This window comes from Candidatus Poribacteria bacterium, from assembly GCA_028820845.1.
Taxonomy (GTDB): Bacteria; Poribacteria; WGA-4E; order WGA-4E; family WGA-3G; genus WGA-3G.
The window spans coordinates 175,508-202,126 of record JAPPII010000114.1 but is presented as its reverse complement, the minus strand read 5'-3'; the positions used below and the strand labels follow the sequence as shown (position 1 = coordinate 202,126).

Annotated in this window: 24 protein-coding genes; 20 read left to right on the top strand and 4 right to left on the bottom strand. The window is 49.6% G+C overall.

The annotated features are described in order from the left end of the window. Positions 1-14 precede the first annotated feature (14 nt). The 12 genes from OXN25_21320 to OXN25_21265 all read left to right on the top strand — a co-directional run bounded on the left by OXN25_21320 (position 15) and on the right by OXN25_21265 (position 14,662). Positions 15-317 (top strand): hypothetical protein, encoded by a 303-nt coding sequence (locus OXN25_21320; GenBank protein ID MDE0427404.1) that lies wholly within the window; start codon positions 15-17, stop codon positions 315-317. Between the two features lie 46 nt (positions 318-363). Next, positions 364-1,077 carry a DUF1573 domain-containing protein gene (locus OXN25_21315; protein MDE0427403.1) on the top strand — a complete coding sequence of 238 codons (714 nt, stop codon included), beginning with the start codon at positions 364-366 and terminating at the stop codon, positions 1,075-1,077. A gap of 116 nt (positions 1,078-1,193) precedes the next feature. After that, positions 1,194-2,324, top strand: a complete 1,131-nt coding sequence (locus OXN25_21310; protein ID MDE0427402.1) for a hypothetical protein — start codon at positions 1,194-1,196, stop codon at positions 2,322-2,324. A gap of 34 nt (positions 2,325-2,358) precedes the next feature. Continuing rightward, positions 2,359-5,160: a preprotein translocase subunit SecA gene (gene secA / locus OXN25_21305; protein ID MDE0427401.1), complete on the top strand. Its 2,802-nt coding sequence runs from the start codon at positions 2,359-2,361 to the stop codon at positions 5,158-5,160. Positions 5,161-5,306: 146 nt separating this feature from the next. Further along, a complete protein-coding gene (locus tag OXN25_21300; protein MDE0427400.1) occupies positions 5,307-5,516 on the top strand; it encodes a Trm112 family protein in 210 nt (69 codons plus the stop codon). 147 nt (positions 5,517-5,663) lie between these two features. After that, positions 5,664-6,860 carry a TIGR03087 family PEP-CTERM/XrtA system glycosyltransferase gene (locus OXN25_21295; GenBank protein ID MDE0427399.1) on the top strand — a complete coding sequence of 399 codons (1,197 nt, stop codon included), beginning with the start codon at positions 5,664-5,666 and terminating at the stop codon, positions 6,858-6,860. 62 nt (positions 6,861-6,922) lie between these two features. Then, the gene (locus tag OXN25_21290) at positions 6,923-8,941 is read left to right on the top strand and encodes a nucleoside-diphosphate sugar epimerase/dehydratase (GenBank protein ID MDE0427398.1); all 2,019 of its coding nucleotides are present in this window, start codon (positions 6,923-6,925) and stop codon (positions 8,939-8,941) included. A gap of 22 nt (positions 8,942-8,963) precedes the next feature. Beyond that, a complete protein-coding gene (locus OXN25_21285; GenBank protein ID MDE0427397.1) occupies positions 8,964-9,677 on the top strand; it encodes a sugar transferase in 714 nt (237 codons plus the stop codon). A gap of 253 nt (positions 9,678-9,930) precedes the next feature. Next, the gene (locus tag OXN25_21280; protein ID MDE0427396.1) at positions 9,931-10,695 is read left to right on the top strand and encodes a Uma2 family endonuclease; all 765 of its coding nucleotides are present in this window, start codon (positions 9,931-9,933) and stop codon (positions 10,693-10,695) included. A 54-nt stretch (positions 10,696-10,749) separates the two neighbouring features. Next, entirely contained in the window at positions 10,750-11,616 is an 867-nt protein-coding gene (gene sppA / locus OXN25_21275) for a signal peptide peptidase SppA (protein MDE0427395.1), read from the top strand. Between the two features lie 58 nt (positions 11,617-11,674). Next, positions 11,675-12,730, top strand: a complete 1,056-nt coding sequence (locus OXN25_21270; GenBank protein ID MDE0427394.1) for a Clp1/GlmU family protein — start codon at positions 11,675-11,677, stop codon at positions 12,728-12,730. Between the two features lie 45 nt (positions 12,731-12,775). Next, positions 12,776-14,662 carry an ABC transporter ATP-binding protein gene (locus OXN25_21265; GenBank protein ID MDE0427393.1) on the top strand — a complete coding sequence of 629 codons (1,887 nt, stop codon included), beginning with the start codon at positions 12,776-12,778 and terminating at the stop codon, positions 14,660-14,662. 111 nt (positions 14,663-14,773) lie between these two features. On the opposite strand, the gene OXN25_21260 is transcribed toward OXN25_21265, so the two are convergent. Next, a complete protein-coding gene (locus OXN25_21260) occupies positions 14,774-15,349 on the bottom strand; it encodes a pentapeptide repeat-containing protein (GenBank protein MDE0427392.1) in 576 nt (191 codons plus the stop codon). Positions 15,350-15,542: 193 nt separating this feature from the next. On the opposite strand from OXN25_21260, the gene OXN25_21255 reads away from it, so the two are divergent. Next, complete coding sequence (locus tag OXN25_21255; protein MDE0427391.1) at positions 15,543-17,174, top strand: sigma-70 family RNA polymerase sigma factor; 1,632 nt, start codon at positions 15,543-15,545, stop codon at positions 17,172-17,174. A 23-nt stretch (positions 17,175-17,197) separates the two neighbouring features. Then, positions 17,198-18,457: a nickel pincer cofactor biosynthesis protein LarC gene (larC, locus tag OXN25_21250; protein ID MDE0427390.1), complete on the top strand. Its 1,260-nt coding sequence runs from the start codon at positions 17,198-17,200 to the stop codon at positions 18,455-18,457. 10 nt (positions 18,458-18,467) lie between these two features. On the opposite strand, the gene OXN25_21245 is transcribed toward larC, so the two are convergent. The 3 genes from OXN25_21245 to OXN25_21235 all read right to left on the bottom strand — a co-directional run bounded on the left by OXN25_21245 (position 18,468) and on the right by OXN25_21235 (position 22,815). Then, positions 18,468-20,318, bottom strand: a complete 1,851-nt coding sequence (locus tag OXN25_21245; GenBank protein ID MDE0427389.1) for a RecQ family ATP-dependent DNA helicase — start codon at positions 20,316-20,318, stop codon at positions 18,468-18,470. A 26-nt stretch (positions 20,319-20,344) separates the two neighbouring features. Then, a complete protein-coding gene (locus OXN25_21240; GenBank protein ID MDE0427388.1) occupies positions 20,345-21,157 on the bottom strand; it encodes a glycosyltransferase family 2 protein in 813 nt (270 codons plus the stop codon). A 143-nt stretch (positions 21,158-21,300) separates the two neighbouring features. Continuing rightward, complete coding sequence (locus tag OXN25_21235) at positions 21,301-22,815, bottom strand: sulfatase-like hydrolase/transferase (GenBank protein ID MDE0427387.1); 1,515 nt, start codon at positions 22,813-22,815, stop codon at positions 21,301-21,303. Between the two features lie 263 nt (positions 22,816-23,078). On the opposite strand from OXN25_21235, the gene OXN25_21230 reads away from it, so the two are divergent. From OXN25_21230 to OXN25_21205, 6 genes are all read left to right on the top strand, one after another. Next, positions 23,079-23,264: a hypothetical protein gene (locus OXN25_21230; GenBank protein ID MDE0427386.1), complete on the top strand. Its 186-nt coding sequence runs from the start codon at positions 23,079-23,081 to the stop codon at positions 23,262-23,264. 11 nt (positions 23,265-23,275) lie between these two features. Continuing rightward, positions 23,276-23,776: a hypothetical protein gene (locus OXN25_21225; protein MDE0427385.1), complete on the top strand. Its 501-nt coding sequence runs from the start codon at positions 23,276-23,278 to the stop codon at positions 23,774-23,776. Positions 23,777-23,794: 18 nt separating this feature from the next. Continuing rightward, a complete protein-coding gene (locus tag OXN25_21220; GenBank protein MDE0427384.1) occupies positions 23,795-23,953 on the top strand; it encodes a hypothetical protein in 159 nt (52 codons plus the stop codon). A gap of 51 nt (positions 23,954-24,004) precedes the next feature. Continuing rightward, positions 24,005-24,727 (top strand): hypothetical protein, encoded by a 723-nt coding sequence (locus OXN25_21215; GenBank protein ID MDE0427383.1) that lies wholly within the window; start codon positions 24,005-24,007, stop codon positions 24,725-24,727. Then, entirely contained in the window at positions 24,724-24,900 is a 177-nt protein-coding gene (locus OXN25_21210; GenBank protein MDE0427382.1) for a hypothetical protein, read from the top strand. The genes OXN25_21215 and OXN25_21210 overlap by 4 nt, the downstream gene beginning before the upstream one ends. A 20-nt stretch (positions 24,901-24,920) precedes the next feature. Next, positions 24,921-26,619: hypothetical protein (locus OXN25_21205; protein ID MDE0427381.1), on the top strand; the 1,699-nt coding region annotated here is incomplete at its 3' end.

The window sequence follows — 26,619 nt, the reverse complement described above, 5'->3', positions numbered from 1 at the left end:
CAAGGAGTATGAAAATGTCAGAGAAAGCACAAGGATTGCAGATATACACACCAACCCGTTTGGAATGGCTCTCGGTTATGTTAAATACCCTTTTCCAGTACGACGATCTTTCATCCGATAGATTCATGTTGTATTATAGAGGCTTAAAAGACGGAGAAACTATCCAAATAGTCGTTAGGTATTATGCTGATGTGAATAGAGAGCTCATGGACGGGCGGATTAAGGTTGCCAAAGAAGCTATTTCAAGGTATGCTAAACTTTATGAGTGGGAATCATGGATTAAGACTGAAGTAAATATTGAGGAACTAAATCAGTAAGGAAGATTAGTGTGGTGTAGGAAATCAACATTGCCAAAATCAAACCATGTCCAAACGCACAATCCTCACAACTATCATCATCCCTCTGCTCCTAATCTCTGGACTGATTGCCGTCCTCATCAACAACCCACAGAACCCCTCTCCTGAACTCGTCCTTGCACAGCACCATATCAACTTCGGTACCCTCCCAGAGTGGGAAGGACCCGTAACACAATTCATAACAGCACGAAACACAAGCAAAAATACACTCCACATCCAAGACGTACGGACAGGATGCAGTTACGCCGAAATCACAGGGCCAGCGACCATCCCACCAGATAGAGAAGCGATGTTTCACATAACCATCACCCCAGAAATCTTACCTGCTGAAGAGACCTTGGCAACGGCGACCATCTTCACAGACAGTTCCAAAACACCTGTTGTCCCCTTGACAATCACCGCCGCCGCGAAACGGTTCGCCACACTTACCCCTGATGTCTGCGAGTTTGGGGACATACTGCCCGAAACAACGCATCAAAAGACCATCACACTCACCGTCAATGCCCTACTCAATACAACCGACATTCGTCTCCTGCCATCAAACCATCCGAAACTAACGTGGGAAACGACACCCGACCGCTCCATGATTGCCCTTCAACTCGGTCCCTTGAAAGACATAGGACGCTTCGCATCGCTCCTCACCGTAGCATTCCCCAACCAACGGACACTCACACTCCCCATTACTGCCAACGTCATAGTTCCGCCAACCCACAACCGATAACCAAATTCTGACCGCTGACTGCTGACCGCTGACCGCCAAAATAACATTTGACAGAATCCCGTAAATTGTAGTATCATTATATACTAAAGTGAGTAGAAAAACAGAAGAACCCTTTCATGGAAAAGTGCTATTTCGATTTCAGGGATATTTTCCAAGTTATCCGCTACGGATTCAGTGGACGAAAGATTTCCGTTCATCTCATTGGACTCGTACTCGCCTATCTGATTTATGAAATCTTGGTATATCTGAGTCTCCTCACCGTCGGCGGTACCGCTGCACAAGATTTTTGGAACCAGTATGGACTTCTACCCGTACCCCCTTTCGGTGATGCAGAACTCACACAGATAACTGAAATCGCGATGTGGATAGGCACGATAAGTTTCGCGTGCATCTTTTTTCTCGCAAGCACGGTAGTTTCAAAAATAACCGTTGAACAACTTCGTGGAGACTTTTTCTTTTCCGTAGGAGACGCTGTAACGTTCCTCAAAACGCACTGGAAATCCGTTTTGGGGGCGTTCGTTAGCTTACTCCTCATCCTAATATTTCTCGCGCTGATACCCTTTAGCATTGCAGGGCTCGGTAAGCTGCCGATAATCGGTAAACCGTTCCTCATGCTCACCTCCCTGTTCATGCCGATCGGCTTTTTTCTCGGTGTGCTGATAGCATTGATAACGGTAGTCTTCGGCGTAAGTCTGCTCTTTGTACCAGCCGTTGTCGCTACGACGGGTGCCGATGCATTTGAAACAATCTATCAGCAATTCGCTATCGTTTGGAACAAACCGTGGCACATTGTGTGTTATGAAACACTCTTGTTTCTTATCAAACTCATCTTCGTCCCCATCTGGGCGTTTTTCTGTCTCTACGGGTTTTCGATCGTGCTGTTCCCGGTCCGCTTCCTGCACGCCGAAGAGATGAAGGCTTTTATGAGCCATGCAAACGGATGGCTCAGTGGTGCTATCGAAAAGGTAACGGCACTTCCCTATATCAACACGCTCGGTGTCTTCGAGATTGGCAGTGGCGCACAGGGAGCAGCGGCTTTCACCACAACAGTGACCGCCATTTTTTTGACAATCACAATACTCATGGGTGCCGCACTCGTTGTCGCACACCTATTTTCAATCGCTTCTGCCGGAAATACGGTGATTTATACGATACTCCGTAAAAAATTAGATGGACAGAATTTGTTAGTACCACCCGACTCCGAATTAACAGAGACGAACGAGGCACAAACACCAAGTCGATCGTGACTTAGAGATATATCCCAGGAGCAATAGTAAAAAAATGTTCCAAAAAGTGATAACCAAAGTCTTTGGTAGCAAAGAAGACCGAGATGTCAGAAAGTTTCGCTCCATCGTTGAAGCCGTCAACCAACGCGAACCCGCAATGCAAAAACTGACGGACGCACAACTTCAATCCAAAACACCAGCGTTTCGTCAACGGTTAGATGCGGGTGAATCGCTTGATGAACTTTTACCAGACGCATTCGCTGTCGTCCGAGAAGGGGCAATTCGGGCTCTGAAGCAGCGGCACTACGATGTCCAAATTATGGGCGGCACTGCGCTCCATCAAGGAAATATCGCAGAGATGCGAACAGGGGAAGGTAAGACCCTTACCTCAACCCTCGCCGTCTATCTGAACGCCTTGACCGGAAAAGGTGTGCATCTCGCAACCGTTAACGATTACCTCGCGCGACGCGACGCAGAATGGATGGGGAAGATTTATAACTTCCTCGGACTCTCCGTCGGACTGACACTCAGCCAGATGCCGCACGAGCAGAAACGGCTTGGATACAAAGCAGATATTACCTACGGCGTTCACAGCGAATTCGGATTCGATTACCTCTGGGATAACAAAGCACTCTCTTTTGATGCCAAGGTGCAACGCGGGCATGTCTATGCCATCCTTGACGAAGTAGATAGTATCCTCATCGACGAAGCACGGACACCACTCATCATCTCTGAACCCTCTGGTAAACCCGCCGATCTCTATAAGCAAATCAACAACGTCGTCATTCACCTTCGTAAAGATGAACACTTCCAAATCGACCAACAGGGGAAATCACGCGGTAGCGCCACCCTTACCGACGAAGGCGTTGAAGAAGTGGAACGCCGCCTCGGCGTAGACAACCTCTATGAACATACCAATATCGCTATGGTACATCACGTGAATCAGGCACTCACCGCACAGCACCTCTACAAACGCGATGTCGATTATCTCGTCGAAAACGGAGAAGTCCTCCTCGTTGATGAATTCACGGGACGGAAGCAAGTTGGTAGACGGCTCAGTGAAGGGCTACACCAAGCGATTGAAGCCAAAGAACGCGTCAGAATCCTTCAGGAAAACCAAACCGGTGCCAAGATTACCTACCAAAACTACTTCCGTATGTACGATAAACTCGCAGGTATGACGGGAACCGCCGCGACAGAGGCGAACGAGTTCGCACACATCTATGGATTAGAAGTCGCCGTCATCCCGACAAACGAACCGATGATCCGGATGGACAACTCCGATCAAATCTATAAAACCGAAGAAGCGAAATATAAAGCCGTCCTAAGCGACATCGTCGAACAACACGAAAAAGGGAGACCTATCCTCGTCGGTACAGTCTCAATCGAAAATTCCGAGAAATTGAGCAAAATGCTCAGAACCAAACATCGGAATATCCGACATCAGGTCTTGAACGCTAAAGAGCACGCACACGAGGCAGATATTATCGCACAAGCCGGTGTCCCGGGTGCCGTGACAATCGCTACCAATATGGCGGGTAGGGGTGTGGACATTCTCCTCGGCGGGAACCCCGAAGGCTTAGCGACCGAAATGCTCCGCAAACAGAAAGTTAAAATAGACGCCTTCACACCGGAATCCGAAGAATACCAGACCGCACTCGTAGAAGCCGAAGCGGTTTGCAACGAAAATCGAGAAAAAGTCTTAGCCGCCGGTGGACTCCACATCGTCGGAACGGAACGGCACGAATCCCGCCGTATCGACAACCAGCTCCGTGGACGCTCGGGTAGACAAGGCGACCCCGGATCCTCGCGATTCTATCTCTCGCTTGAAGATGAATTGATGCGGAAATTCGGATCCGAACGTTTACAAGGGTTAATGACTCGCGTCGGAATGGACGAAGATGTACCCCTCGAACACCCATGGGTCACCAAATCCATTGAGAAAGCACAAACCCGCGTTGAGCAGATGCACTTTGAAATCCGTAAAAATCTCCTCAAATTTGATGATGTCATGGATTCACAACGCGATACCATCTACACCTTGCGCGATACCGTTCTCGCTTCCGGCACAGATTCGGTAGAATTGCCTGAGGACGAGACCGCATTTGAAGACAGCGGTCTCGCAGCACTTGCCGACCTTAAAACGACTGGGGACACAAAAGTCCAAGGAAGCCTTAAGACTACAATTTGGGGGATGATTGAGAGAGTCGTCGCTGACGCAATCGACGACAATATACCGGAAAAAGGAAACACCCTTGAGAATCCGGACAGGTTCGAGCAGTGGCTGACGAATACCTTCCCGATTACACCGACATGGAAAACGTCTTTAGCGCAGGCAAGTCCAGAGGAGGCGCAAGAACAAGCACTCGAAGCACTGCGCGCCGCCTATGAAGAACGCGAAGCAGAAATGGGATCCGAGATGATGCGCGTCCTCGAACGCTTACTCCTGCTCGATAGAATCGACGACCACTGGAAGGATCACCTCTACAACATCGATTACATCGAAGAGGGTATCCGGTTCGGTGCGGGTTACGGTGGCAAAGACCCGATTGTCGTCTTCAAAAACGAGGCACTCACTGTCTTTGAAAGCATGTATCAACATATTGAGGAAGAGGTCAGCGAATTCATCTTTAAATCCCGCGTCAACACCGAAGCACCGCGTCGGGCACCAAGTCGGCGGACAAGCGGTTCCCGTAGACCGCAACGCAGGCGGTCACAACGCAGTCCTGCCGCTGCAGCCAGTGAGGATGCAGGATTCGCTTCACAACAAGCAATGGGGAATGTGCCAAAGGTCGGCAGAAACGCGCCTTGTCCGTGTGGGAGCGGAAAGAAATACAAGCGATGCCACGGCGGCTAACATTTTTTTAACGATTAAATCTGAGCTGCTGCGTCCGTTGTCCTTGCAGTTTTCCAATTGTTAAAAGACCGTTCATCACCTAAAGCAAGATTTTTTATCAATTTTAGATCGGCGTTGACAACGGAAACGCCGCCCAGGAGCAACCGTTGAAAAATTTGAAGGCTGAAAACCCACATACGCTCTCTAAAACGTTACTTGACATCTTGGCGTGTCCGGCATGTAAAGGTGAGATAGAATACATCGAAGAAGAACAAAAACTCGTATGTCTCGATGAGTGTAAACGACGCTATCCGATTCGGGACGGCATCCCAGTCATGTTAATTGATGAAGCGGAAATGCCAGAGGAACCTTTTTAACTATTTGCTTCCGGGCATTGTTCCACTATGTTTCACAATGGTTTCTGGTAAGTCAGCAACCTTTCCACACCTAAAACAGGCTCTCGACTTAACCGAAAACCTGTGCGAAATGTAATGGAGCACAGCTCAGATTTAATCGTTAAAAAAATGAAAATTCTATTTTTAAGCCTTCGGTGCCCGTATCCACCACACCGAGGCGACCGGATTCGGTCATACCACTTTATCAAGCAGCTGTCGAAACAACATGCGATAACGCTCGTTTACTTTGCTGAATCCGAAAGCGATATTGAATCGGCAAAACATCTGCAACCTTTTTGTGAACGTGTAGAGTGGGTGCGTTTCCATCGTTCTTTCGCATATATGAATACAGGGCTTCACTGTTTATCACGGCGACCACTCCAACTCCACTACTGGTACGCCCCGCAAATGCAACGGAAGGTCAACCAACTCCTGGCAGAAGAACACTTTGAACTGATTCACGCGCAACTCTTCCGAATGGGACAATATGTAACGGAGATACAAGGTACCGCGAAAGTGTTAGACTTGTGTGACTCCTTAGCACTCAATCTCAATCGACGCGCAAATTTAGATTGTATTCCAAAACGGTTTCTGGTAAAATTGGAGGAAAAACGGGTCAGGCGTTATGAAATTGATATTATGAAGGCTTTTGACTGCGGCACTGTCGTCGCACATTTCGACCGCGACTACTTGCTGAAGCAGGATAATAGCCTCAATTTAGCGATCGTTCCGATGGGAGTCGATCTCGGGTATTTCCGACCATCTCTAAAAACCGATGTGCAATCTTCTGGGTCGCCGCGACTGCTCTTTACAGGAACAATGAACTATTTTCCAAACGCCGACGCTGCAACCTATTTTTGCAACGAAATTTTTCCGCACGTTCGGGAACGGTACCCCAAAGCGCGCTTTTATATTGTTGGGAACCATCCATCGGAACAGGTGCGGCGGTTGGAGACACAAGACGGGGTCGTCGTTACGGGTTACGTGCCAGATGTCCGTCCCTATTTTGAAGAAGCGTCCGTTTTTGTCGCGCCTTTACGCGCCGGATCGGGGATACAAACCAAAAACTTGGAAGCCATGGCGATGGGAGTCCCTGTCGTCACAACTGCTGTCGGCGCAATGGGCTTACAGGCAGATGTCGGTAAGGAACTACTCGTCGCAGATACACCGACCGCTTTTGCCGAGCAGGTCATTCATCTGCTGGATAACCAACACTTACGAGAAAACATTGCGCAAACCGCCAGAACCCGCGTCGAAACCGACTATAGTTGGGACGCTATCGGGGAACGTCTAAAGCAGGTCTACACACAGATTCAGCGAAAATAGCAATCCGCCATCAGCAATTAGGTCAATCGCCTAAAAGACTGACAACCTATTGAGGAGGGAATATGGATAAATCGAAAATAAAATGGAGTTCTACAATTCTCATTGACACAGTTCTCGTAAACCTCGCATTTCTATTCGCTTACCTGACCAGCAAGCAATTCGGTTTTGACCTCTTAAAACAGCCTATACCGTTCTCCACGCTGTTGCAGAGCGCAGACATATCACCCTATCAGCATTTTCTCGGTATCGCTGCCGTCGTTACGATAATCCGCATCGGTCTGTTGTTAGGCTTTAATCTCTATAAACCGATGTGGCAACACGCGTCTGTCAAGGAATTTCGCACCTTAACGACTGCAATTACACTCGCAACTGTTCTACTCATTGGGCTTTCCATACTAACGAAAATTGCGTGGGTCCTCTTTTTAATCGACGGACTCTATAACTTCGCGCTTATCGGATTCACCAAATTCTCCGCCCAAATCCTTCAGGAGAACCGTTCGACAGCTGACCCGAACACCCAACCGCAAGCGTCAACCAAGAACAAAGAGGGCACAATCGCGCACCTCCCTGCCCGAAAACCGCCAACGAAGGTGCTTATTGTCGGCGCAGGTGAGACTGGCATTGGCGTGCTGCGGGCACTCAGAAACCACCCGCAGAAAGGCTATGTACCCATTGGATTTATTGACGATGCGCCACAAAAGGTCGGTCGAAGCGTCGCAGGGCTTGAAGTGCTCGGCACAACCCGAGACCTCACCTATATCGCTCGCAAACGTGAGATTGGCGAAGTTGTCATCGCGATCCCGTCCGCGCCCGGCGGAAAAATTCGTGATATTATTCGACAATGCGAATACCGCGGCTGTCAATTCAAAATTGTCCCCAATATCCATGCCATTCTTGACGGACGCGCAAGTGTCAGCCAAATTCGAGAGGTCCGATATGAGGATCTCCTGAACCGGTCTACCTCACAAATGGACATCGCCGAAGTCTCGAAATATCTCTCTGGCAAACGCGTCATGGTAACAGGCGCAGGCGGATCCATCGGGTCCGAACTGTGCCGTCAGGTCGCACAACTCAATCCTGAACTCCTTATCCTTTTTGGACGTGGTGAAAACAGTCTCTACCATACCGACATAGAACTCCAAGAGTTCGAGCCGAAACTCAACCGTGCGGTGATTATCGGCGATATTCGCGACAACGCAAAAGTCGCACAAATTACGCGCAAATACCGTCCGCATATCATTTTCCATGCCGCCGCCCACAAGCACGTCAAATTCATGGAGAATCACCCTGACGAAGCCGTGAAAAATAACATCCTCGGCACGCAAAACTTAATAGACGCCGCAATTAAACACGAAGTTGAAGCGTTCATTCTCGTCTCATCTGACAAAGCCGTAAACCCCACGAGCGTCTACGGTGCCTCGAAACGCGTGACGGAAAAGTTGATTCAGTGTAAAGCAAAACAGAACGGCACCCGGTTCATCGCCGTCCGTTTCGGAAACGTTATCGGAAGCCGTGCCAGCGTACTCCCCAACTTCAAACGTCAGATTGCCAAAGGTGGACCCGTCACGGTTACACACCGCGAGGCGACACGCTACTTCATGACGATCCCAGAAGCCGTGCAGCTCCTCATTCAAGCGGGTGCTATGGGAAATGGGGGTGAAATTCTGATGTTAGATATGGGAGAACCTATTAAGATTCTCGACCTTGCGGAAGACCTTATCCGCCTTTCTGGGCTTGAGGTGGATCGGGACATCAAAATCGCATTCACGGGGTTAGAACCCGGCGAAAAATTGTACGAGGAACTCTTGACCCCTCAAGAAGGCGTTACCGCAACAAAGCACCAACGCATTTTCGTCGCACAACTCGAACAGATTGCGGAAAAACAACTCCTCTCTCAGATTGGGGAACTCTCGCAGCTCGCAGACGCATTAGATGCCGAAGGAATTGTCTCCAAATTCCAAGAACTCGTGCCAACATATCAGCCGAACCGCGCATTCCTCACAGAAGACGATACCGATAGCACTTCTGAGATTATCCAGTTCCCGACGGAAAGGAAAACCGCCAGCGCAAACCGTCGCTAATCCGGCAAGGTAGGGTCGGTACATGCCCCATACCAAGCGTTTTAATAGCCGTCAGCCATCAGCAGTTAGCCGTCAGCCTGCGGCAGTTAACCGACAGTCGATAGTTCCTGACAGCCAATTGGAAATAGAACTCAAACGCGATTGGACAAAACGGACGTTTGACCTCCTACTTGCCACGACTGGACTCCTGCTTTTGTCGCCACTTCTTCTCATCGGAGCTATCCTCGCAAAACTGCAATCAAAGGGCACTATTTTTTACAAAGCAACGCGGGTCGGCAGAGGCGGAACCCTCTTTGAAATGTACAAATTTAGAACGATGGTGGCTAATGCTGACAGCATTGGCGGAAGTTTGACAACTTACAAAGATACGCGCGTTACACGCATCGGCAGCTTCTTGAGATGGACAAAACTCGATGAACTTCCCAACCTAATCAACGTGATAAAAGGCGAGATGAGCCTCATCGGCCCCCGTCCGGAGGCTCCTGTTTACGTCAAATACTACACAGAGACGCAGCGGCAAGTGTTGCAGGTAAAACCTGGAATGACGGGACCGTCGCAACTCGCAAACCGTGATGAGGCGGAAAAACTCAAAGGGCAACCGAACGCAGAACACTACTACATCACCGAACTAATGCCGAAGAAACTTGACTTGGATATCCACTACCTTACGACACAGAGCATCACCTCCGATATAGGGTGGCTCCTGAAAACCTTTTGGGTACTCATCGCAAAGTAATCATTACAGGACTTACGCAATTGTCCTAAAACCGATAAATTTCCCCTTGCTTGCGGGGGGCGGGGAATGCCATACGGTATTCATACCGTTGATTTAAAGGGGTAATTTGCGAATGTGTGTAAGTCCTATATATGGTGGATCCTAAAAATAAATACACACTTTCGTCCCAGGCCCGGTAGGTGCGGTTTCCAAGACAGTGCAGAGTGTCCAATTAATTCTAAGATCTACCATAGTATATATTAGGGAGGATACCATGACGATACACAATGGGGAGCGACTCGGTTCTGCACCCACTCAAGACAGCCAACTTTATCCTGATACGGATGGGAAACCTATGGCAGTTAGCGATGAGCATAGACGCGTCCTGACACAGATACTACGAACACTTGAACACTTTTTTACGCACAGACCAGAGGTATACGTCTCGGGAGACCTATTGATGTATTATGTGCAGGGGGACCCTCGGAAATCTGTAGCCCCTGATGTTCTCGTCTCTTTCGGCATCGGTCAGAAGGCGCGGCGGACCTACCTCGTCTGGCAGGAGGGTAAACCTCCCGATTTCGTGATGGAGTTGGCGAGTGAAAGCACATATCAGAACGACTTAGGCGGGAAGATGCAGCTTTACGCGCACTTAGGGATTGCTGACTATTTCTTGTGTGATATAGAGGGTTTATATCTACCGACCCCCCTGATGGGGTTTACCTTAGTGGACGGGGTTTATCAACCGATTGCAGCGGCGACAGATGGCAGTTTGCATTCCGCAGTGCTTGGTTTAGACTTTCACCTGCGCCTCAGTGATTTACGGCTTTATGACCCAGAGAAAGGCGACTGGCTATTGACCCCTGAAGCGGCAGCGGACGCACGCGCTGAGCAGGAGACAGCACGCGCTGAACAGGAGGCAGCACGCGCTGAGCAGGAAGCCATTGCACGTAGACAGGCGGACGCACGCGCTGAGGCGGCAGAGATGGAAGTCGCAGAGCTTCGCGCAGCACTTGACCGCTTGCAAGAGAACTCCTAAAAATGTAGCGAGCTACTGACTGCTAATGGCTGACAACTGAAAACTATAAAAAAAATGAAAAAGAGACGTGTTTTTATTGTTCTCGGCATCATCGTTGCCCTATTTTTCTTGATTTTGATCTTGCGATCAATGAGCGGTGGGACATCTATTGGACAAAAGGTCGCAGTGATAGACATTACAGGCATTATCACAAAATCAGATGCGACGATTAAACTCATTCACACCTACCGCGACGATTCGAGTATCAAGGCGATTGTGATTCGTATTGACACACCCGGTGGTAGTGTCGCCCCAGTCCAAGAAATCTATAGCGAATTACAGAAGATAGAAAAACCGATCGTGGCTTCAATGGGTGGAACCGCCGCGTCGGGTGGCTACTACGTCGCATGCGCCGCCGACACAATTATGGCGAATCCCGGCACATTGACCGGTAGCATCGGTGTCATCATGCAGTTCACACGGATGAAAGACTTATACGACAAAATCGGATTAGAGCATCAAGTCATTAAAAGCGGCGAATTTAAAGATACAGGCTCACCTTTCCGCACGCTGACGGAGGAAGAGCAAGCGGTTCTCCAAGCCACTGTCGATAACGTCTACAATCAATTTGTGGATACAATCTTTGAGGCACGGAAAAGCCTCTTGAGCCGTTCTGAAATTGCTGAACTCGCAGATGGAAGAATTTTTTCTGGACAGCAGGCACTCGACCTCAAACTCTTAGATCGGCTCGGTAACCTCCCGGAGGCAATCGAACTCGCCGGAGAATTAGCAAACATCGACGGCAAACCGAAGGTCGTGCGAAAGGAGAAAAAGACATCGCTGCTTGAACAACTCCTCGGTGTTCAACAGACACCCATTTTAGATGAGATGTTCAGTCTGCCCGGTGTCACATTCCGCTATCAGATGAGTCTCGGCGACTAAACGCCTACCTTCGCTGGCGCTCTCGGTCAAATCATGGCGAAGAACCCGAAGTAGAAAAATGGACGGCACATATCAAGTTAACCAAGACTGGCAAAAACTTGCGACCCGTATTATCGTCCCACAACAGATTGTACTTGTAATAGGTGCAACCGATACCGGAAAATCAACTTTCTGCCATTTTTTGGTTGATTCTGCCCTCACACAAGGCTTAAAGACCGCCCTCGTGGATGCTGATGTCGGGCAATCCCAAATAGGACCTCCCACAACAATCGGAATGAAATTTTTTACGCCGGAGATAGTCCCCGTCCAATTTGACGGTACTGCCGATCAACTCTACTTCGTCGGCGATCTGTCCCCGCGTCCATGCTATCTTGAAACCTTAACAGGCACACGTTTGATGGTAGACAGGGCGCGTGAAACCGAAGCCGATTTTATTGTTGTTGACACGACGGGTTATATTCACGACCCACCCGCTGTCTCTCTCAAGCAGCATAAAATCGAACTCGTTAGACCGCATCATTTGGTCGGCATCGGTCGTGCTACCGAATTGGAGCAGATAACGGCGTGCTATAATCAGCAAGCGTGGATCAACGTTCACTATCTCTCTCCACACCGTAGCGTCCGATCCAAAAGTAGTAACACCCGCAGCCGTTACCGAAAAGCCCGATTTGATGCCTATTTTTCTCAGAGTCGCGTGCAACAGATACCTTTTGAACAAATCCGCGGGGAACGGACTCCCTTTTTCATCGGACGGCCTGCAAATGAGAAAGAATTAGAAATCCTTTCTCGACTCGCTGAAACGCAGGTTCACTACGCCGAATGGGGCAACCGCGCCTTATGTCTCATTACAGCAGGATCCCTTTCCAAAGCCATCATCAACCACATCAAAAACTATCTAAGTCTGACCCGTGTTACAGCAGAAGTCCACGCTTACTTTGAACGCCGCTTGGTTGGACTCGTCAGTAAGACATCCGGCAACACTGATGCCATCGGAATGATTGAAGCTGTTGACTTTCAAAAACGAGAATTCAGCATCCGTTGTCCCGCTTCAAAGGTGGGCGATGCTGCGAAGCACGCTTGTGTCATCCAATTCGGTGCCTATCAACGCAAATGACGTGCATGCCGAAAAGCGAATGCACAGATGGCATTCGCAGAGACTATGGACAAAAAATCTTCTACCAAAAACCAGACCTTTGCCCGCTTCGCGCGGTATCATACCCCCTACACCGGTTCCATTCTCTTAGCAATGGCGTGCGCCTTGGTCGTTGCTGTCTGCGACTTAGGGGCTATCCAAATCTTTGCTGATACCGTCAATGCCCTTAAAGTCGTTGATGGCAACGCATTTGACGAACCGATATCTATCCGCTATTTCCAATTCCAACGTGAAGGGATGCTCGCTTTCGACGGTTTTGAAATATCGTTGGCAAACGCCGGTGATGCGCTTAAAGTCTTCCTCTGGTTGCTCGGTGGTGTGCTTGTGCTTGTTTTCATCAAAGGTTTTTTCGTTTACAGTAACGATTACGTGATGGCGCGGGTCGGGCATAAACTCGCTTTTCGGTTACGAAACGCGCTTTACCAGCGAACCGTATCTGCTCCCTTAGGCGTTCTACGAGAAGAACGCTCTGGCGATCTCATGACGCGTATCACCGACGATGTACGGGTCTGGCAGACGCTCGTTGCGGCGATGGCAAATATCATACGCGCGACTGTTCTTGTCCCGCTCTTCCTCTCTGTCATGTTAATCAAAAGTTTCAAACTCACCCTATTTGTCTTGCTCGTCCTTCCACTTCTCGCCTATCTCATCGCTGCTATCGGCGCAAGAATCCGAACTGCCAGTACAGAGATACAGCAACAGAGTGCAGACATCTATTCGCAGCTCAAAGAAACTCTCTTCGGCATTAAGATTATTAAAAGCTTCACCGCGGAACAAGCAGAAACCGAACGTTTTCAGTCTATCACCCAAAGCCAATACCGTTCAGCGATGCGGCGCGCCCGCTTCGCAGCTCTCCTCCCACCCATTATTGAATGGTTAAGCGCAGTCGGCATCGCTACTGTTTTCGGGTTGGGCTGCTGGCAGGTAATTATCGGACAACTCTCTATCGGATGGTTCATCGGATACATCGCTATGGTAGGTCTCATGTTTAAGCCAATAAAGACGATTGGCAGCGTCAACGCTGCTTTACAGCAGTGCCTCGCCTCTGCAGAACGGATTTTTTATCTCCTCGACTTCGGACCCGAGACGCAGGACAGAAGTGCTACACAGAGCCCTGCTACGAAAAAAATGGAGAACGGTATCAAACTGCCAAACGTCCGCGGTGCCGTTACATTCGAGAATGTCTCCTTCTCGTATATGCAGCCTTCAACAGCGAGATCCGTCATTAAAAATGTAACCTTCGAGGCGAAACCCGGGGAAGTTGTCGCGCTTGTCGGACCCAGCGGCAGTGGAAAAACAACGCTTCTCAATCTTCTCTTACGTTTCTATGAGGCGAACTCTGGAAGGATTCTGATTGACGGTATCCCAATTAATGAAGTAAATCTGGCAGCGTTGCGACAAAATATCGCACTCGTTCCACAGGATACCTTCCTCTTCGATGGCACTATCTTGGAAAATATCGGCTACGGATGTCCGGGTGCTACGGATGAAGCGATTATTGCAGCAGCGAAGCGCGCAAATGCACACGATTTTATCACAAGAACTCCAGAAGGTTACGCAACCCTAACAGGGGAGGCGGGTATGAAACTTTCCGGTGGTGAACAGCAGCGTTTATCTATCGCACGTGCGATCCTGAAAGACGCACCCATCCTCGTCTTAGATGAGGCGACCTCTTCTTTGGACACACAGTCGGAGGCACTCATTCAGGAGTCCTTAGCAAACCTGATGGAGGGTAGAACGAGCTTCATCATCGCGCATCGGCTCTCAACCGTTGTCCGATCCGATAAAATTCTCGTTATTAAGGATGGCGAGATTCTGGAAACGGGGACACATGAAACATTATTAACAAAGGGTGGACTGTATCGAAAACTCTGCGATATGCAGTTTCAGTAGATTTAATCCCAAACAAAAAAAATGAAATTTAGATAAACCTCTTACCCTCTGTCAACGTCACATATATTAGAAAAACGCGCGGAATCCGATTCAGCGTCTCTCAGTAAAAAACTAATTTCTACCTTTTTTCGTGATAGCCCCTTCAAGATCGGTTTCGCGATAAACGGCTTCGGAGAGGTCCACCTCATAGAGATAGGCATCTTTGAAATTAGCACCGAGCAAAATAATGCCTTTCAACTTGATTTCACCGAAAATCGCCTCTCCGAGATTAGCGTTCTCAAAACTGGTGAGCGAACCGAAGGGTCCCGGCATTTCGCATCTTGGACAACCGAGGGTAGCACGCCGCAAATCCGCACGTCGGAAGTTCGTGCCACACAACAGGCTGCCGCTAAGGAATGCACCCCGTAGGTTAGCTTCCTCAAAACTGGCATCCGTTAAATCAGAACCGACAAGATAGGTACGTTGTAAAGTTGCCCCAGAAAGATTCGCACCCGTGAGGTTGGCATCGTTTAAATTCGCATCTGTTAAATCCGCGTTTTGTAGATCGGCACCGCTCAGATTCGCTTCCGACAAATCAATACCCGCGAGCGGTTGGTTCGTTAAGTCAAGGTTTGCAAGATTTTCGCCAGAAAGTGATTCACCGGCTTGACATCTTTTAACTATCTCATTTTGCGTAAGTTGAGCCATTAACCGCCTCCAATCGTTATAGGGCATTTTAGGGCTGCTTGCAAGCCAATATTTCTATTAATGAAAATACACGAATAGGTTATGCTTAATAGCATAGCATATACAGAACAAAAAGTTAAACTTTTTTTGATAATTTCCACTATATTGACCAAATACCTCGATCACCAAGTCGAGACCACAGCGAGGTGAGACCATGAAAAACTATTACCCGGTATACCCGGTCGAAGCAGAATTCTTTGAGGACGAAGAAGAGAAGGACGAAAGCCCAGAATCACCAAGGGACGAAACCTTTGCCTATCTACAAAAGATAGCCAAGACCCCTCTGCTTAATCCTAAACAAGAGACCGCCCTCTTTGAAAAATACCAAGAGGGTCTGCACATGTTCACCACTGTGCTAAACCAATTTCCAGAGTGGATACTCGCGTCATTGGACGCTACGGAGAACCTCGCCTCCGATGGTAAACACAAACTTGAACCCGCACAACCAGAACACGGATTAATCATAGACCAGCTCCGCGCCGAAATTCAAGCATTCGGGGTCTTATTGGAAAAATTAGAAGCGAAAGCGAACTTGCTCAAGCAGATACGATGGAAAATCTTTGAAGGCAACCTACATCTCCTTAAAAAATATGTTGACGCGACATCGCCGCCCGAATTGATACAGGTAGGCAGCCTTGGACTCTTGAAAGCTATTGATAACAGCAACACAAAACGCGGTTCCAAATTCCGAACGTACGCTCGTAAAACGATTCGCAACAGCATTCGCACTTTTAACGGAGAGACAGTAGAATCATCAGAACAAAGCAAAACGCCACTGTCCGCAGAAGCACCCTTGGCGCGGGACCTCCGTTTTATGGACGCAATTCCGATCGACACTGAACAAGAGACAGAGATGTTTCAAGAATTGGATGTTATCTGCCACGAGATTACAACGCTCTTAGAGACACTGCCTGCTCCTATGGCACCAGAGCGCACAGCGGCTTGGAACCCACGCACCCTTCTGTTCATTCTTGAGGATGTACAGCGTGAATTTGGACAGGTCGAGTGGTTGTTGAGCCAATTGGAAGCAGCGGATCAGGTCACACACGGCACGAAACTCAAAATTGTAGAAGCAAACCTCCGACTCGTTGCGAGCATCGCCAAACAACACCACTTTAGCAAAACATCTCTAACCTTCCTCGACTTGATGCAGGAAGGGAGTCTCGGATTGATGCGAGCGGTCGATAAATTCGACCACACGCTCCGCTTCCGGTTTAGCACCTACGCAACTTGGTGGATTATGCAGTCCATCAAACGTGCACTTGACCAACAGGGACAAATGATTCGGGTCCCTTGCTATATCGGTGAAGCACGTCGTGCCATCAAGCAGGCGCAATCCGATCTCACAGCAGAACTCGGGCGGGAACCGACCACACGGGAAATCGCTAACGCCGTTGAACTTACAGAGAAAAAGGTCTTGGAAATCTTCAACGCCACCAGAGATCCCGTTCCGCTTGACGCACCGATTAACGAAGACTCTCCTGATGGGTCCTTCTCTGAACTCATTCCGGATCAGTCACAGATTACACCGGAAAACTACCTACTCGACTACGCCAAAGTGGAGGTCATCACTGAAGTCCTGAATCGGAAACTAAATCCACGTGAGACGCAAGTGATTATTCTGCGATACGGTTTAATGGACGGCACGGAGTACACACTCGCAGACATCGGAAACAAACTCCGAATCAGTAGGGAACGCGTCCGACAGATAGAAGCCGAAGCGATTGGAAAACTCAAACGCCACGACTCCAAAACTTTGCTGCAACAGTTGCTTCAGGATGCCTAAAAATAGTGGAAGGGGGTACCCACGTGAAAATCGCCTATTTTGACTGCTTCTCCGGCATTAGCGGCGACATGACACTTGGTGCCCTTGTTGATGCCGGGGTGCCGCCCGACGCACTCACAACCGCACTGGCAACCCTTAAACTTGACGCTGAGTTCAGCTTGCACTTTGAAAAAGCTGTGAAACACGGTATCACCGGCACTCGAGCAATCGTCCAAGTGCACCCGGCACACGCTGACCATACCCATACGCCTCACGCACATGAACACACCCATGGACACCATCACCACCACGACCATGGACCGAGCCGCCACCTCTCTGATATCTTCAAATTGCTGGACGACAGCGATTTAGATGCGGAGGTCCGAGACACAGCAAAACGTGTCTTTGATAGGCTCGCTGAAGCGGAGGCAAAGGTTCACAATACCACTAAAGCAAACGTTCACCTCCACGAAGTCAGTGGGATCGATTCAATTGTGGATATCGTTGGGTCAGTTATCGGTTTAGCACATCTCGAAGTAGATGCCGTTTACGCATCGCCGTTATCTCTCGGCAGAGGTTTCGTCCGATGCGCACACGGTCTCATGCCTGTCCCTGTCCCGGGCACAATGGAACTCTTACAAGGCATCCCGATACAACAAACCGATATTCCGAAGGAATTGGTTACGCCGACGGGTGCAGCCCTTATCACAACACTCTCGCAGGAATTCGGTGTCATGCCACAGATGCGGTTGGACCGCGTCGGATACGGTGCTGGGACGCGCGACCTTGAACAACGTCCAAATCTCCTTCGCCTCTGCCTCGGCGAAAAAACGTCCGACAGCGAATCACAAACGACACACCACCCCACCGAAACCGATAGCGTTGACATCATCGAAACCAATGTAGATGATATGTCCCCCGAAATTACAGGTTATGTCACGACACAACTCTTTGCAAACGGTGCCCTTGATGTCTTTCTCACACCCACCTTCATGAAGAAGGGCAGACCCGCAACACAGATTACTGTCCTCTGTCCAACCGCACGGCGCGACAAACTCGTTGAACTTCTCCTCACAGAAACCACGACTTTTGGCGTCAGATTCTCTTCTGCTGATCGGATTAAACTACGGCGTGAATTTATAAGAGTCGAAACGCAGTGGGGGTCGGTTCAAGCGAAATGCGGGTATCTCAACGGTACTTTGATTAAGACCGTCCCCGAATACGAGGATTGTAAACGACTCGCGGAAGAAAACAATGTCCCGCTCCAACAGGTCTATACAGAAGCACTCAGCAACCTTCCTTAACGGCTGTCCGCTATTCGCGGTTCGCGGTTCGCGGTTCGCTATTCTCACACAAATCACACGTTCCGCACCGATAATCTTCCGCAACATCCTCACCAAAGTAGTTCCGAATCACACGCGTTCGACAAGTCGCCTCTAACGCATAAACGATGACCTGATCAATCTGGCTCTGTTTTCTACGGACATAATCTCCGACTTCAATCTGCTCATCTGTCAGTGTGCCGAGGAGTTCGCTATCTTGGAGGAGCTCAATGAGTAGCAAATCCTCCTGTCCCCAGTATTGAATATAACCGTCGCTTTGCAATTCAGCGAGTTGTTCCATGACCGCCTTCGGACTGAGTTCAGCTGCTTCAGATATTTCTAAAATGGTTCTGGACCTGCTTTCCCTCAAGACGCGGAATAGATACCGTAGCTCGGTATCTGCCGGTTCCATCCCTTCAATCCAAGATGTATGGAACCTCACAGAGAGCTGAGACGGAACGTTATACCACCGCTTCAAGAATCCCAGTTTTTCGAGATAACTGAGTGAGACGAGGATCTTTGTGGCTTTAGCACCACTCATCCATTCCAGTTCCTCGTTAGCAATAGCACGGTATCTATCGATGCCCCTGAAACTTTCAATAATTCTTAAGAGCTTAATCAAGAAGGGTTTATCGGGTGCGTTCTCTTTGATAAACCACTCATGCAACCCGCGGTCATCATGGCAGAAAAACAACACACAAAACGAATCCTTTCCATCTCTGCCTGCCCTACCAACCTCTTGACAGTATTCTTCAAGCGTGCCAGTGAGGGTCCAGTGTATAATGTATCGGATATCGGGCTTATCAATCCCCATACCGAAGGCGTTCGTAGCGACAACAATGTCTAATCCGTTTTCGCTATCGTCAAAAAACGCCTCTTGCACATGACTCCGTTCCTGCGGCTCGAGTCCGGCATGGTAGAAATCCGCTCGGAACCCGCGTCTTTGGAGAAAATCGGCGATTTCTTCAGTCTCTCGTCGCCGTCCAGCATAGATAATCCCTTTTTTCGGGGAAGTGCGCAGGTTTCCAAGACTCGCTGTCAGTGAATGCCCGTTCTGGTTGGTCAGAAATTTTTCGAGATGTTGGTACTTTTCAGCCGCATCTTCATTGGGTTGAACACACAACTTCAAATTGGGACGATCAATCCCTTGCGTAAGGATACGAGGCGTGGGTATATTGAGGACACTGAGAATATCCCCTTGGATCTCCGGTGGGGCTGTTGCTGTGAAAAGTGCGATGACACGCGGCTGGAGGACATCAATGGTATCGCGCAGCGACAGGTACGCAGGGCGGAAATCGCGTCCCCACTGCGAAATACAGTGCGCTTCGTCAATGACGAACAAGGAGATAGGGAACGCATTGAGAATGTCTAAAAATCGCCGACTTCGGAGACGCTCCGGTGAGATGTAGAGCAGTTTAATTTCGTTGCGCTGCAGACGCGACAGCTCGCTCTGGTATTCTTCCCACGTCAGCGCGCTGTTTATTAGCGAAACCGCCTCGATACCTTGTTCACGCAACCCATCAACTTGGTCTTTCATCAATGAGATGAGTGGCGAAATCACAACGGTTATACCGTCAAGTATCAGGGCAGGGAGTTGATAACACAACGACTTGCCGTGTCCCGTCGGAAACACAGCGAACACATTCTCGCCATCCAAAATCGCTTTAATAATCTCGCGTTGCCCTTTACGGAAAGATGTATAGCCGAAATGCGTCTGCAGTCCCGCCAGGAGCCGATCTGTTGGAGATGCAGGAAGCGTTGCAATAGCATCTGTCGGTTCTAGCGTCCCTGCCGAATCCAGAATAGCATCTACCTCTTTAAGCAAATCCTGCAAGCTTTGCATATTTTTTCAGATGTATGTTTCGTTCTCTATGGAAAGAAGCGGAAGCGGAAGATATGGAAGATAGCGGCAACACCGTCCTTCCAACCAATCGTTTTCCCCTCGTGATAGTCTCTGCCGCGGTAGGCAATAGGCACCTCAAGGATTCTGCATTTCCGTTTCGCGAGTTTCGCCGTAATTTCAGGTTCAAAACCGAACCGATCCGAACTAAGCGAAATCTCCTTGAGAATCGCCGTCCGAATCACCTTATAACAGGTCTCCATATCGGTAAGTTTCGTGCCGTTGACCATGTTTGCGAGGGTTGTGAGAAATTGATTTGCGAGATAACTTCGGAGTAACCCTTTTTGTCTACCCCCCATGAACCGTGAACCGTACACGACATCGGCTTCACCGTCCAGAATAGGGCGCAGTAATTTGGGATAGTCGTTCGGGTCATATTCCAAGTCGGCATCTTGGATAAGCGTAACCTCACCCGTGACGTGTTGGAATCCAGTCCGGAGTGTTGCCCCTTTGCCCTTATTCACATCGTGATAGAAGACACTCGCAGAGATTTCAGATGTGTTTTCGGGGAAATTCTCAGACGCAAGAGACTCGCTATTAGGAGAGGCGTTTACTTGTAGAGGTATCTGGGGTGTTGTGATGTATTTGCGTAACTCGTCCGGATCTTCCCGAACGGCTTCAATTTCCTTTAAAATCGTCCGTGTACCATCTGTTGAAAAGTCGTCGACAAGAATCAATTCTTTTTTCATACCGACTTCAACAGCGGCGACTTGTTGCAGTAATTCCTTTAGGCTCGCAACTTCGTTGAAAATCGGAATCACAATGGATAGCGTAGGCTCCATGCAGATGCCCCCAATGTTTTGTCTCACTTCCTTAGTGTGAAATGTGATAGCGTCGAAGCGAGACGGGATACAATCAATTTCACCTACCTAAATGATACCCAATTTCTCCTTAAAAAGCAAGTTTAAAACAGTGTCACTCAGTTTCACGCATACGACAACCGATCAACCCTTCTCTCTAAAGGCTCCATCGTCTCAAGAATACGGCTCATCAGAGACATCTTGTCAACAGTGTATGCGACGTTATCCCACTGATTGACCCGCTCACCCGGATCGCTTTCCAAATCGTATAACTCACCGTAAGGATGCCCACAATACCACGTCAGTTTCCGAGTATCCGTCACGATCGTTTTGAGACGCAAGCCACGTGGATCATCCACACACTCAACCAACACCGAATCGCGGACAGATTCCGCTTCTCCCGTAAGCATCGGCATAGCGTCCACACCATCGGTATCCGATGGGATCGACAAGCCGACTGCAGAGAGGACTGTCGGCACAATATCAACGTGGCTGAAAAGTGCCTGTGCGCGTTGTCGGGCGGGTATTGCTTGCGGAAATCGCAGCAATGTTGGCACACGGATAAGCTGCTCGTAATGGAACGGTCCTTTCATCCAGAGACCATGATCCCCAAGAAGTTCGCCGTGGTCGGTTGTGAAAACCACCAATGTATTTTCTGCCAATCCACACGTATCCAGACACTCCAGAATACGTCCCATCTGCTGATCAATAATTTTCACCATATTGTAATAATATGCCCTGCCGAGCCGTGCGTCGTCTTCAGAGACTTTGCGATAATCCGCACCGCCTCCCTGTCCCGCAATAGCAAACGTTCCACGAATTTCCGATTGTTCGAGTTCTCCGCAACGTGCTTCCAAGAAATGCGGCGGTTTGTCCACTAACTCCCCCGCAACGAAGTCAGGCAGCGGGACCTGTACGGGATCAACGCGATCTTCAAACTCGGTCGGAACACAATGCGGGTGATGCGGATCTTGAAAACCGACTGCCAACAAGAAGGGTTGAGATGTATCCTGATTCGACAGAAAATCTATTGTTCGATCGGCCGTCCAGACGCTATTGTGGTATTTCAGGGGTATATCCCAATCGTACGCCTCGCCACCAAAGCCTGTTTCACTCAAACGTGTCGCTTTGCTATAACTGTCAAAGGTCTCTTCGGGAACTTGTGACCGAACCCATTCGCCGTAATGCCCTGCAACGCCATACGTCGCATGTCCGAGTGCCAGTTCCACCGTTTCAAACCCGTAGTAAGGCCCTTGGAACGCCGGATAGCGCGTCGTATCGCGGAACGTTTCGATAGATTGTGCAGCCGATGCACCGAAGGGTTGGAAGTGTGCTTTGCCGATATAATGCGTGCGATACCCGACTTCAGCGAGTCGGTGCGACAGCATCGGTTCGTCTTCAGGGACATTCATACCGACGTTCCACGCACCGTGACGACTCACATACCGTCCTGAAAAGAGTGAGGCGCGGGCAGGTGTACACACCGGATTCGCACAATAGGCGCGTTCAAAACAGACCCCCTCGGATGCGAACCTGTCCAGATGCGGTGTATCCGTGAACGTTGATCCATAGCAGCTGAGGCTATCTGTCCGCTGCTGATCGGTTGTAATAATGAGGACATTCGGTTGTTGTGTTTTCATAGTATAACCTAAACGCCACTTTGTAGTATAACCTGTTAGGTTGTGCCTTGTCCTGCTTTTAACTACAAACTATATTACCAGTTTCCAGAGATTTGTGTCAAGCATTCTGGCGTAAAACCTAACCGTCTCTGAATCGCTTTAAAAATTGGTTCTTCGTTTTTCCGGCATGCAACTTTTACCTTTTGACGATATCCCCGAAACGTGGTATACTGCGCTACGTCTCGGGGTATCGTCATTACACTTGCTATAAGGAGTCATACCCCATGCGAGACGCTACGAAATACTGGAGACTGGCACTCCTCCTGTTCTGCGTTGTGCTGACACTCGGATACAGCACGTTGCGAACGCACATACCGAGTCCGTCCTGTTCAGGGACCTCTGTCTTCTGTGCTCCTGAACCCTCACCCGCGTGTCCACCGATGTTCTGTCAGGACGCGGCTAACAGCTAAGGAGTCCATTTATGTGTTTCAAAAGTTGGCGGTTTAGGGTGTATGTTATGTTAGTCCTCTGTTGTTTTTTCGGTCTCTATTGTTTACAGGCACAACCCCAAGCCAGAAAACGTTTTCCCGCGCCACAAAGCACGGCAGCACCAGTATCTCTCGAAAGCCGTATCTTTGTTGAGCGTGATGCATTTTCAGAGACGCTTGACAGCGAGTTTTACCAAATCATCATCCGTAATAACCTATTCGCCCCTCTCGGCACGGACTTGAACCCGAAGCAGAACAGAGGTGCGCACTTGAAACTCCTCGCCACGCAGGTGTATCCTGCGGAGCCTGTCGCCGCAACCGCATGGATACAAGACACCGCGACGGACGAATACCGAAAGGTGTTTCTCGGTGATTCGATGGGCGGTTTAATGCTCATTGAGGTTCAACCGAAATCTGTCAGACTCGAAAAAGAGGGCGAGACGGTTATCTTACACCTTGCCACCGATATTTTTCTCAACACCGTAAGGAGATAAACTGAAAAGGAGACCCTGATGTTACCTGATGATCCGATGTTAGAAGATCCGATGTTACCCGATGATCCGACATCACTACCCGATGATACAAAAAAGAGCTGGGGGTTTTACGCGGTAGTTGTTCTGTTTTTCGGATTCGGCATTCTTGCTGGATGGCTACTGCTGAAGTTGTTTTGAGGCTGCACATTCGCAACGTCCTTCAACGGAACCCAAAAAGGAGATAAACGCATGTTTAATCGACTGTTATCCAAGAATCGTGTTTTCATGGCACTCGTGCTGGCAGTGGTTTTCGCCGCCAGTGGTCTATTGTATTTGAACACCGTCAAACGCCAAGCCACCCTTGACTTCCAACGCACCCAAGAGCGTGTGAACGCCCCGAAACCGCCCCCGCCCGGCGAGACTGCTCAGAGCGGACATTGGCACGGGGATGTCTGGCATGCAGAACCTCATGAGGCACACACGCCTGTGGAAGTTTCCGAGCCATCGCCACTGCCGGGGGAGACCGATCCGCAGCAGGTCTCCCCGCCTCCTACCCCGGACTTTTCGGACGCGTATCAGGCGTTGCGTGAGAAGTACCCAGACCAGACGCAGAACCCACCCCCGTTTGAAAATGTGCCGGTAAACTTATGGGACTTTGAAGCCACGAAAAAAGTGTTCATGGATCACTTTAACTTCTACGTGGAACACTACGATCCAAAAGAAGGGTGGTCTCATACCCGTGAGTTACGGATCGCTGCGGCAATCATGGAGAATATTCACAACGCTGCGGATCCCTGGGTCGGTCTCTTTACCCCTGAACAACGTAAGGAAATAAACGCGATGCATCAGCGGTACTTTGATTTTAAAGGTGTCAAAGTCAACCATAAACGCGTTTGGGAGTTGGTGCATGATGAAGGGTATAGTGTCTCAGAAGCCCTCCGTATTTCCAGAGAGGAGGATAGTAACCGATGAGAAACAACAGAATACCCCGCCGCATTCTATCGGTGTTGCTGATCGGTCTGCTTTTATCTGCAGTCTCTATCGCAGATGCCCAAACCTTCCAGGAACTTGAGACGGCGAAGGATGACGCAAAGAAATTGGTAACGAAAAAAAGGAAGACCATGATGAAGCCAGTGAGCATCTGAATGAGCAGATAGAGAGTTTTGTGACGCTGCATGCGAATCTTGTCGCTATTGAGGTTTCTCTGACCCCCGCAACGAGTCCTGCGGAGCTGATCGTCGAGTTCACGAAGATCGTCGAGGCAATCACGAAGTCGAATCTGCTAACCTCTGCGATGCAAGAGCAGTTAACCAACATCGAGACCCAACGCGGGACGACGAATGAGATTTGGGCGGATCTGGTGTTGGCACAAGGCACCTATGAAGATGCTGTTGATGCGTATAATGAGCAGGTGTCTCCAGAAGAGCAGGTGCAAGCCGATCCCATACCGGATACCGTGCCTGTCAATAATTTGTATTTGTGTGCGGGTCCGTGTTCGACGCCGTTTGAGACGCAAGTATTAGCGACGACCTCACACAAGATCTTTTGTCAAGAGCCTCCGCATAACGGGTCGTCGCAGTATTCCTACTATTCCTGCCCGCCAGATTATGCGAATCTCTGTCCTGGGTCATATGTCCATCAAAAGCCCTGTCGGGGTGGCTGCGGGACGCTCTTTGAAACAACTCGGGACGGGGTCCCGGAGGATGAGTCCCATCGGAAAGAATGCGATGAATCCACCTCTCGGCACATCTTCAATTTCTGGACAGGCAACTGCGTCGGCTGGTACTACTCCTGCAATGGACAAACGAGTGCGGACTGCAATAACGCGTCGGCTCACATCAAAACAAGGGCAGACACCTCAAACACCGTTGAAAAGGACTCCTCTGCTTCAAATCCGACGCCGTTGCCATGTGGTCATGCTGTGGGTTCAGAAGGGATTCATCTGCGGGTGTCTTGTGAGTTTTGTAGCGAACAGTTTTATTTCTGCGCTGAGGGGTCGGAGCATGGTCTGGCGCGCTGTCCTCGCAATGACAAGGGGGAGACCTGCACGGTCAGTGGGGGGCGGATGATCCTGTGTGCCGATCCCTCGCATGTTCATCAATACCCGAGCGATCCCAAGCAGGCGCAAGCCGACGCGTCTTCGACATCCGAGAGCAATACTGACAAGAATGATGGGAAGACGCCGAAGCAGACGGGTGCTTCTAAGGAGATGGTGTTAGCGGCGTGTGGTGTTCACACGATAGAGAAGGGGTCGAGTTCGAGACACGATCATCGGCGTATTGACTGTCCGTTAGATGTGCATGGCAATGCGTGTGATCCGGGGTCTTACTACGTCTGCCAAGCATCCAAGCATCGTCATCAGTATCCGAACACACCGAAAGGTTTTAGAAAGGTCTTGTGTCCAGCGAATGCGTGGACGGGTTGCGGTTCGACGGTGTCGCATCCCAAGACGTGTGCGGCGGGTCACTCGTATTATACATGTAATGCGGCGGCGAAAACGGCGCATGAGGCACATACCGCCTCGGATGCGTCTCCGAAGTCTCCGCCAAAGGAGACCGACACCCCCGCCGGTGATTCCTCGGAAGGTGTTCGCAAGTGTGGGCATCCGAAGTCTCAAGGCGGTGATCATACCTTTGTCGCGTCGTGTACCGAGACGAATTCAAAAGGCGAGTCGTGTGAGAGAACGTCCGGGTATTGGACGTGTAAAGGACATACGCACAAGTTCCCGAATGGGGATTCCAATGCTAACACCAACAAGGGCGGTGATTCCTCGGAAGGCGTTCGCAAGTGTGGACATCCGAAGTCTCAAGGCGGCGATCATACCTTTGTCGCGTCGTGTACCGAGACGAATGCCAACGGGGATA

Excerpts from the sequence above, each read along its gene's own strand:
- OXN25_21320 (MDE0427404.1), top strand. The coding sequence starts at position 15 with ATGTCAGAGAAAGCACAAGGATTGCAGATATACACACCAACCCGTTTG.
- OXN25_21315 (MDE0427403.1), top strand. The coding sequence starts at position 364 with ATGTCCAAACGCACAATCCTCACAACTATCATCATCCCTCTGCTCCTA.
- OXN25_21310 (MDE0427402.1), top strand. The coding sequence starts at position 1,194 with ATGGAAAAGTGCTATTTCGATTTCAGGGATATTTTCCAAGTTATCCGC.
- secA (MDE0427401.1), top strand. The coding sequence starts at position 2,359 with ATGTTCCAAAAAGTGATAACCAAAGTCTTTGGTAGCAAAGAAGACCGA.
- OXN25_21295 (MDE0427399.1), top strand. The coding sequence starts at position 5,664 with ATGAAAATTCTATTTTTAAGCCTTCGGTGCCCGTATCCACCACACCGA.
- OXN25_21290 (MDE0427398.1), top strand. The coding sequence starts at position 6,923 with ATGGATAAATCGAAAATAAAATGGAGTTCTACAATTCTCATTGACACA.
- OXN25_21285 (MDE0427397.1), top strand. The coding sequence starts at position 8,964 with ATGCCCCATACCAAGCGTTTTAATAGCCGTCAGCCATCAGCAGTTAGC.
- OXN25_21280 (MDE0427396.1), top strand. The coding sequence starts at position 9,931 with ATGACGATACACAATGGGGAGCGACTCGGTTCTGCACCCACTCAAGAC.
- sppA (MDE0427395.1), top strand. The coding sequence starts at position 10,750 with ATGAAAAAGAGACGTGTTTTTATTGTTCTCGGCATCATCGTTGCCCTA.
- OXN25_21270 (MDE0427394.1), top strand. The coding sequence starts at position 11,675 with ATGGACGGCACATATCAAGTTAACCAAGACTGGCAAAAACTTGCGACC.
- OXN25_21265 (MDE0427393.1), top strand. The coding sequence starts at position 12,776 with ATGGACAAAAAATCTTCTACCAAAAACCAGACCTTTGCCCGCTTCGCG.
- OXN25_21260 (MDE0427392.1), bottom strand. The coding sequence starts at position 15,349 with ATGGCTCAACTTACGCAAAATGAGATAGTTAAAAGATGTCAAGCCGGT.
- OXN25_21255 (MDE0427391.1), top strand. The coding sequence starts at position 15,543 with ATGAAAAACTATTACCCGGTATACCCGGTCGAAGCAGAATTCTTTGAG.
- OXN25_21245 (MDE0427389.1), bottom strand. The coding sequence starts at position 20,318 with ATGCAAAGCTTGCAGGATTTGCTTAAAGAGGTAGATGCTATTCTGGAT.
- OXN25_21240 (MDE0427388.1), bottom strand. The coding sequence starts at position 21,157 with ATGGAGCCTACGCTATCCATTGTGATTCCGATTTTCAACGAAGTTGCG.
- OXN25_21235 (MDE0427387.1), bottom strand. The coding sequence starts at position 22,815 with ATGAAAACACAACAACCGAATGTCCTCATTATTACAACCGATCAGCAG.
- OXN25_21230 (MDE0427386.1), top strand. The coding sequence starts at position 23,079 with ATGCGAGACGCTACGAAATACTGGAGACTGGCACTCCTCCTGTTCTGC.
- OXN25_21225 (MDE0427385.1), top strand. The coding sequence starts at position 23,276 with ATGTGTTTCAAAAGTTGGCGGTTTAGGGTGTATGTTATGTTAGTCCTC.
- OXN25_21220 (MDE0427384.1), top strand. The coding sequence starts at position 23,795 with ATGTTACCTGATGATCCGATGTTAGAAGATCCGATGTTACCCGATGAT.
- OXN25_21215 (MDE0427383.1), top strand. The coding sequence starts at position 24,005 with ATGTTTAATCGACTGTTATCCAAGAATCGTGTTTTCATGGCACTCGTG.
- OXN25_21210 (MDE0427382.1), top strand. The coding sequence starts at position 24,724 with ATGAGAAACAACAGAATACCCCGCCGCATTCTATCGGTGTTGCTGATC.